The 6261-nt window shown below is 73.6% G+C and carries 5 protein-coding genes; 4 read left to right on the top strand and 1 reads right to left on the bottom strand.

Annotated features, from left to right (window positions below):
- The coding region (locus ACWDEN_RS01610; RefSeq protein WP_450856628.1) for a hypothetical protein at positions 1–384 on the bottom strand (384 nt) is incomplete at its 3' end.
- Positions 385–473: 89 nt separating this feature from the next.
- Between ACWDEN_RS01610 and ACWDEN_RS01605 the strand changes: the two genes are divergently transcribed.
- From ACWDEN_RS01605 to ACWDEN_RS01590, 4 genes are all read left to right on the top strand, one after another.
- The gene (locus ACWDEN_RS01605) at positions 474–2231 is read left to right on the top strand and encodes an FHA domain-containing protein (protein WP_351610927.1); all 1758 of its coding nucleotides are present in this window, start codon (positions 474–476) and stop codon (positions 2229–2231) included.
- Positions 2228–3817, top strand: coding sequence for a serine/threonine-protein kinase (locus ACWDEN_RS01600; RefSeq protein ID WP_351610928.1), 1590 nt, complete (start codon positions 2228–2230; stop codon positions 3815–3817). The genes ACWDEN_RS01605 and ACWDEN_RS01600 overlap by 4 nt, the downstream gene beginning before the upstream one ends.
- A 55-nt stretch (positions 3818–3872) precedes the next feature.
- Entirely contained in the window at positions 3873–5516 is a 1644-nt protein-coding gene (locus tag ACWDEN_RS01595; protein WP_351610930.1) for a hypothetical protein, read from the top strand.
- 88 nt (positions 5517–5604) lie between these two features.
- A complete protein-coding gene (locus tag ACWDEN_RS01590; RefSeq protein WP_351610932.1) occupies positions 5605–6177 on the top strand; it encodes a PadR family transcriptional regulator in 573 nt (190 codons plus the stop codon).
- Positions 6178–6261: the final 84 nt, after the last annotated feature.

Here is a 6261-nt window from a genome sequence, read left to right as displayed (position 1 = left end):
GGTGGTCATGGTGGCGGTGACGGTGGTGGCGGTGGTGGTGAGGGTGGTGGTGACCCGGAGAACACCGATCGTCCCAGTGGTGGCGGTGGTCATGGTGGCGGTGACGGTGGTGGCGGTGGTGGTGAGGGTGGTGGTGACCCGGAGAACACCGATCGTCCCAGTGGTGGCGGTGGTCATGGCGGCGGTGACGGTGGGGGCGACGGAAACGGCGGAGGCAGCCAGGAGAACATCGGTCGGCGTCCCGGCGGTATCGGTGAGCCCGGCGGTGGTAATCGCATCATCGTCCAGGGTGGCCTGCCCGCCTCGGGCGAGGGTGGCAGCGGTGATCACATCATCGTCCAGGGAGGCCTGCCCGCCTCCGGCCTCGGAAACGCCGCCACGCACCTGCCGGACTCCGGCCCCGCCGCGGAAGCCGACGCAGGCTTCGACGGAGGAACGTTCGCCAGCGGTTCCGGCGCGGGCTGAGCCAGCGCATGCTCTGCCACGTCTGCCGCGTCCACGTGCGGCGCGACTTCCCGTACTGCCTGCACTGCGGCACCCCGCGTCGGGGTGCCGCACCGACGTCGTACGCCGCGCCCCAGCTGCGCGGCCTCGACGACCCCACCCTGCTCGTCGCGTTGACCGGACCTGTCACCATGCTGGGCCGGGGCGAGGACAACGACGTCGTCCTGTCCGACGGCAGCGTCTCGCGCCGTCACGCCCGCATCGTCCGCACCGCCGAGGGCTTCCGGATCGAGGACCTGGACTCCTTCAACGGCACCGCGGTCGGCGGTGTCGAGCTGCACGGCGGAGCGGCCGGTCTCGCCGACGGCACCGAGCTGTCCGTCGGTGACGTACGCCTGGTGTTCGAGCAGCCCCGCGACGCCCGGATCGGCTCCCGCACGATGGTCGTCGGCACCCAGCTGACCCATCTGCCCACCGCCGGACAGGAGGAGGCCCCGGAGGCGAACGGCCCGCTCACCGCGCGTCCCCGACGGCGTTCCGGCTGGGCCCTCAAGCAGGTCCCCACCGAACGCGGCGCCCCCCGCTGGGTGCTCAGCAGCACCCGCACCGGCCGCTATCTGGAACTGGACGAGCGCCAGGTTTTCCTCTGGCACGCCGTCGACGGTGACAACACCCTACGGGACCTGCTGTTCGCCTACGCCGACCGCTACGGCGAACTCGCCCTGCCCCGAATCGAGTCCGCGTTGGCCGCGTTCGCGGAAGCCGGGTTGCTGCGCAGCCTGCCCGGCCGGCCGGAGGAGGAACGGCCGAACGGCTGGCGGCGTGCGGCCAGTGCCGCGTACCGGGCGCTACTCAAGCTGGAGGTGTCCGTCCCAGGCCTCGACCGACTGGTGACCCGGCTCTACCGGGCCTTCGGCTGGCGGCTGTTCACCCGGACCGGGGTGCTGCTCGCCTGGCTGTCGGTCGCCGGCGGCCTCGTTGCGTTCCTCGCCGCCCAGGGTCGGTACCACCTGCTGGACTTCGGCGGATCGGGCGTGTGGGGCCCGGTCCTGCTGGCCGCCGGATATGTGACCGCGCTTCTCGTCCACGAGCTGACGCACGCGCTGGCCGTGAAGTCGTACGGCCGCAAGGTCCGGCGCGGCGGGTTCCTGCTGATGATGGGCATGCCGTTCGCGTTCGTGGACACCAGCGACATGTGGTTCGGCTCCCGCTGGTCACGGATCGTGGTGGCCCTGTCCGGGCCGCTGTCCACGGCGGCGCTGGCCGGCTGGTGCGCCACGGGGGCGGCCCTGCTGCCCGCGGGACCCGTCTCGGCCATCCTCTACCACCTGGCCTTCGGCCTCTACCTGAACACCCTCTACAACTTCAACCCGCTGATGCCGCTGGACGGTTACCAGGCGCTGACCGATGCCCTGCGGGTGCCACGGCTGCGCGAGGAGGCGAGCGCCTACTTCCGCACGGGCCTGTGGCGAGACCTGCGCGCGGGCAACCGGCCCGGCCCGCGCCAGGCGGGCATGGCCGCCTACGGCCTCGCGGTCGTCGTGGGCACCTACGGGTTCCTCGCCCTCGCCCTGCTGGCCTGGCGCTCCCGGATCGGCGACCTGCTCGAGGGCCGGCTGGCCGAGCCGTGGACCACGGTGATCGAGGCGGCCGTGGTCGCCCTGGTCGCCTTCCCGGTGTGGGCCGCGCCCGTGCGCTGGCTGCTGCGCCGGGTACGGCGCCGGCGGGGCGCGAAGGACGTACCGCAGGGCGCCGGGCTCCCCGCGCCGGTGGAGGGCACGGCATGACCCAGGACGGCATGACCCAGAACACGCACGCCGACGGCGGCTGGGCCGTACCCGGCTACGAGGCCGTCCGCACGCTCGGCGAGGGAGCAGGCGGCCGGGTCGTCCTCGCCCGGCACACCGCGACCGGCGTGCCCGTCGCCATCAAGTACCTCAGCGAGCGCCTGTGCACGGACCGGGAGTTCCTGGCCCGTTTCCGGGCCGAGGCCCGGCTGCTCGGCGAGCTGCGGCACCCGTGCGTGGTGCGGCTGTACGAGTACGTCGAGGCCCGCGCCGGTGCCGCGATCGTGATGGAGGCCGTCGACGGCGTCAGCCTGCGCCACCTGCTGCGCCGGCACGGGGCGACCGGCCCCGAGGCCGCGCTCGTCCTGCTCAAGGGTTCCCTGCTCGGACTGGGCGCGGCCCACACGGCCGGGGTGGTGCACCGCGACTACAAGCCGGAGAACGTCCTGGTCCGCGGCGACGGCACCAGCGCGCTCGCCGACTTCGGCATCGCGGTGCGCGGCGGCCGGGAGACCGAGGCCGCGGGCACGCCCGCTTACATGGCGCCGGAGCAGTGGAACGGCGAGCCCGCCGGCCCGGCGGCCGACGTCTACGCGGCGTCCGTGGTGTTCTTCGAGTGCCTGACCGGCCGGCGGCCGTTCCCCGGCGACGACGTGACCGCGCTGCGCCTGCAGCACCTGCGCGCACCGGCCCCGCTGGACGACGTACCCGCGCCGGTGCGTGCGCTGCTGCGCGCGGGTCTGGCGAAGGACCCGGCGGACCGGCCCGACGTCGAGACGTTCCTCGCCGACCTGGAACGGTCCGCCACCGAAGGCTATGGCGCCGGCTGGGAGGAGCGCGGCCGTCGCAGACTGGCCGAACTCGCCGCGCTGCTCGCCCTGTTGTTCCCGTTCACCACGACCGCCGCGCTCGACGGCTCGGCCAGTGCGCTGACCCTGCTGGGCCGGCTGAAGCGCGGCGGATGGAAGGTGGCCACCGGTGGGGTGGCCGCGCTGGTGGTCGTCACGGGCGGAGCAACGTACGCGACGGGCCGCCCGCACGACACGTCGACGACCGAGGCGAGTTCGACCCCGTCATCCCCGTCACCGGTCGACTCCCCTACCGAGCCGGGCGCTTCACCTTCCGCGCCCACCTCGCCGACCGTCGCCCCGCCCACGGCCGACGCACCACCCTCCGTCACGCCCTCGGACAGCCCGTCGCCCTCGCCGACCCCGTCCACGGAGACGACCGCACCGGCCGAGCCGCCGGCCACCGCGTCCCCGAGCGCGGCCACCCCCGGCACGGTCACCCTCACGATCGGCTCCTGGCAGCGCGGACAGAAACCGGGCACGCTCATCGCGGCGGCGTCGGTCGAGACGACGGGCACCGGTCCGCTGACCGTCACCGCGAACTACTACGTCGACACACCCGCCGACGCGTACGGCTCCCAATCCCAGACCCTGTCCGGGAGTACGCGGTACGACCTGACCTTCGAGGCCGATTTCTCCAACCACCCGTGCCGGGGCACCTGGGACGTCACGCTCAGCAGCGACCCGGCGGCAGCGAACGGTCCGCAGACGGCCTCCCTGGACGCACCGCCGTGCTGACCATGCTCCCGAGGGGCTCGAGAGCCACCCCCTGCCGCGACGAGAACGGATCGACATGACGACAGCCACCACAGTGGCCGGCCGCCCCCTGTCCGGCTGGTCCCGGCACACACGCCACGGCACCTGGCATGCCCTGCTCCCCGCCCGGCCCGGCGAGCCCACCCTCGGCGCGCTGCGCATCGACCGCGCTCTGCTGGCGCCCGAAGGCACGCGCGAGCGCCTGGCGGCGGCGGTGCTCAGCACGGCGAAGCTCAGGCTGCCCGGTCTGCTCGCTACGGTCGACCTCGTGGCGGAGGCCGGTGAGGTGTGGCTGCTGACGGCTCGGCCACCGGCCCCCACGCTGGCCGACGTCCTGTCGTCGGCCGACGGCCCTCGCCCGGACGCGGGCAGCGTGGCCAGCATCCTCAACGAGACCGCCCAGACCCTCCTCGCCCTGCACACAGCAGGCTTGACCCACGGCTCACTCGGCCCCGACACCGTCGTGATGGCCCCGGACGGGGTCGCCCTGCTGGCCGAGGCGGAGCTGGGCATGGTGCTGGGCGACGTGGCGGCAGTACGGGTGTCGGGCGACACGCCGCGCGCCGGGCACCAGGCAGTCGGCACCGCTGCCTGGGCCGCCCTGGCCCGCACCCTCGGCGCCGCCTGGACGCAGCCCGGAACCCCCGCGGCGGACCTGGTCGCCCGCTGCTCCGCCACCGCCGAGTCGGAGGGGCTGGCAGCGGCCCGGGCCGCCCTGGTGGGCGGGCGCGCGGCACTCCCGGCGGACTTCCTGCGCCGTACGGCGCTGCGCGCGGCGACTGCCGCGTCGACCCCGGAGTTCGCGCCGTCGAAGGGACCGGCACCGTCCGTTGCAGTGGCTCCCGATCGCCCGGCTCCACCGACGAACCGTCACCCGGCGCCGGCTGACCCCGCTCCCCGCCCCACGGCCCCCGAACACCCTGCTACCGCGCCCGACCGCGCGTCCCACCCTTCAGCCACCGCCGACCAACTCGCCACGGCGACCCGCGCCCACAGCGCCGCGCGGCCCGACCCGCGAGTTCCCCTGCCCGCCCCAGGACCTCACCCACCAGCCATCGCCGACCAGCTCGCCACGGTCGGCCGCGCTCGCCGTGCCACAGCCCCGGACACCCAGGCGACCGTCCTGGGCAAGCGCAACCGTGCCACCTCGCCTCCGGTGGCGGCAGGGGAGGACTGCGGCGAGATCCTGCTCCGGTTCGGGCCCGGGGTTCCCTTGGAGGATCAGGACGCCCTGCGTGCACGATGGCGGTCCGAGGCAGTGGCAGCCACCTCCCCACGCTCGCGCCGCAGACGCCGGGGCTGGACCGTCACCACCGCCGTCGTCGCGATCGCTGCCGTCCTGCTCTGGCTGCTGCTGCGCCCGGCCCCCGCTCCCGCGGTCGTCGCCGTGCGGGTCCAGGCCCCCGCCGGGCCGTTGCACTGCGATCAGACGGCCGACCTGATAGGTGTCGTCACCACCGACGGGCACGGCGGCCCTGTCACATACCGGTGGCTGCGCGCGGACGGCCAGGACTCGGGCGAGCTGGTCCGCACCGCCCACCGCGGTGAGCGCCGGGTCATGGTGCACCTGCGCTGGACGGTCCGCGGTTCGGGTCGCTTCCGGGGGACCGCCCGTCTGAGGATCTCGCACCAGCCGGCCCCGATGGAGGCGAAGGCGAGCTTCACCTACGTCTGTCCTTGAGAGCCACCGCCGGGTTGCCCAGTGAGCCGCGTCGCATCGGAGCGGGGAAGGCTTGCTATGCAACGAGTTGCATAGCAGGATCGGCGGTATGGCACTCGAACACGCGATTTTGGTGTCGCTCTTGGAGAAGCCGGGATCCGGCTACGAGCTGGCACGGCGTTTCGAGCGGTCCATCGGCTACTTCTGGACCGCGACCCACCAACAGATCTATCGCGTGCTCAAGCGCATGGAGAACGACGGTTGGGTCGACGTCAGGGACATCCCGCAGCAGGGCCGGCCGGACAAGAAGGAATACCGCGTCGCCGACCTCGGCCGGGCGGCGCTGTCGTCCTGGTTGCACGATCCGATCGAGCCGGAGAGTGTCCGCCACGACCTGGCCGTGAAGATCCGGGGCGCCGCCTTCGACGACCCTACCGCCCTGATCCGCGAGGTGGAGCGGCACCGGCAGACGCACCGGGACCGGCTGGCGCACTATCTGGCAGGAGAGGCGCGGGACTTCACAGCGACCGAGGCAAACGCGGCCGGTCCGCAGGCACCGCTCGACGCGGAGCGGGAGCTCCAGCACGTCGTACTGCGCGGCGGCATCGCGTACGAGCGGATGATGATCGACTGGCTGGACGACGTCCTTGCCACGCTGGCCCGGTTCGGTCCGTGCCGCTGATCGCCGCCGCACCTCCGCAGGTCCTCCCGAGCCTGCCGGTCCAGCCGTACAGAGTTCCGATTCCCCCCGTCCCCCAGCCGAAAG

It is taken from the genome of Streptomyces sp. NPDC001153 (assembly GCF_053598315.1).
The sequence above is the reverse complement of the archived record's forward strand: the minus strand, read 5'-3'. Positions and strand labels throughout refer to the sequence as shown.